The organism is Micromonospora sp. NPDC051296, assembly GCF_040682255.1.
In the GTDB taxonomy this organism is placed as follows: Bacteria; Actinomycetota; Actinomycetes; order Mycobacteriales; family Micromonosporaceae; genus Micromonospora; species Micromonospora craterilacus.
Genome location: NZ_JBFBAO010000641.1, coordinates 1 through 1,668, shown reverse-complemented (window position 1 = coordinate 1,668; position 1,668 = coordinate 1). Strand labels below are relative to the sequence as shown.

Here is a 1,668-nt window from a genome sequence, read left to right as displayed (position 1 = left end):
GAGATCTGACCGGTAAATGACCTGTACTGCGACGGGTTTTGGGCAGGCGGGGTTGGCCCGGTGTCGGTCGGTCGGCCGGGTTCGGGGTGTGGGTGTGGGTCAGGTGGTGGGTTGCAGGGTGACGCTGTGGCCGAGGGCTTCGAGTTGCCGGATCAGGCTGTTGATCTTGCGGGTGGTGTTGACGTGGCGGTCGTGGTAGTCGGCGCCGAGGTCGTGGTAGCGGGTGGTGGGGTCGGCCAGTAGGTGCCAGATGATCACGAGTATGGATCGGGCGACGGCGACCAGGGCTTTGCCTTTGCCTCGGCGTTTGACCACGCGTCGGTAGCGTTCGGACAGGAATGTTGTCTTGCCGCGGGCGGCGCTGGCGGCGGCGATACCGAGTGCGCCTTTGAGGTACGGGTTGCCTTTGCCGGTCTTGCCCGGGGTGTGGTTGGTGCCGGACTGGATGGTGCGGGGGCATAGTTTCGCCCAGGACACCAGGTGCCCGGCGGTGGGGAACCGGGTCATGTCCAGGCCGATCTCGGCGATGATCAGTTGTGCGGACTCGGTGCTGATTCCCGGGATCTCGGCCAGCCGTGTGCGGGTGTCTGGCCGCGGGTCGTCTCCGTCGGGGGCAGGCGGTGGGGAGGGTGGATCGATCTCGTCGAGTAACTGCCCGATCCGTGTGGTGACCTTCGTGATCTCGGTGTCGAGGCGGTCGATCTGGTCGAGCAGGATCCGGGCCAGCTCACCGTGATGGGCGTCGAACCGGCCGGTGAGTGCTTCGATCAGGGCGGTGTGTTTGCCGCGTAGCCGGCCGCGGGCCAGGCCGGCCAGGGCCTGCGGATCACGTTGCCCGGCGATCAACGCCTCGACCATGTCCCGTGTCGAGACCGTCTTCAGGGTCGACGCCACCGACGAGACCTTGATCAGGGCGTCTTCGAGGAGCTTCTCCAACCGCGACCAGTAACGGGTCCGGTCCCGGACCAGATCGACCCGCATCCGGGTGTAATCGCGCAGCACCCGGACCGGCGCCGGGGGCACGAACGAGGGCCGTAACAGGCCCTTCTCGGTGAGTTTGGCCAACCACACCGCGTCCAGCCTGTCGGTCTTCGCCCGCCCGGGCACATTCTTCACATCACGGGCGTTGACCAGTTGCACATCCAACCCGGCAGCCTCGAACAGGTAGAACCAGATCCGCCAGTAGTCCGACGTGCTCTCCACGGTGACCTTCTCCACCCCCAACGCCACCAGATCAGCGGCAAGGTCACCGACCGCGTTCGTGGTCGCCGCCACCTGCCACACCCGGCTGACACGCCGCCCGGACGAGCCAGGCCCGCGGGTACACACCATCCCGGACTCCTTGGCCACATCGACCGCGCACACCCGCGCCAGGACCTGCTCGGACTCCGCGTCCGGAATCTCCTCGGGCACCCCGCGCATCCTCGCCCACCCCTCCCCACCTACGACAACCGATATGACAGGCGGCCGCCCGGGGGCCTCGGTCGGAAACCGAAAATCTGACCGGCGTGCTCGAAGCAACAGTGCGTGACCCTTCAGGTCCGGGCCCCGGCGTCAGACTTGGACACGGCCTCAAACAGGCCAAGATCTCACGACGTCGGCGGGCGACCTACCCACCATTTTCACGCCTGCGCGGCGTCCCCAAAAGACCGGCTGACTTGGACAGTT

At 66.8% G+C, this 1,668-nt stretch carries 1 protein-coding gene; it reads right to left on the bottom strand.

The genetic code is table 11. The annotated features are described in order from the left end of the window. Nucleotides 1–99: 99 nt before the first annotated feature. Nucleotides 100–1,422 (bottom strand): IS110 family transposase, encoded by a 1,323-nt coding sequence (locus AB0M52_RS33760; protein ID WP_363961930.1) that lies wholly within the window; start codon nucleotides 1,420–1,422, stop codon nucleotides 100–102. Nucleotides 1,423–1,668 lie beyond the last annotated feature (246 nt).

Excerpts from the sequence above, each read along its gene's own strand:
- AB0M52_RS33760 (WP_363961930.1), bottom strand. The coding sequence starts at position 1,422 with ATGCGCGGGGTGCCCGAGGAGATTCCGGACGCGGAGTCCGAGCAGGTC.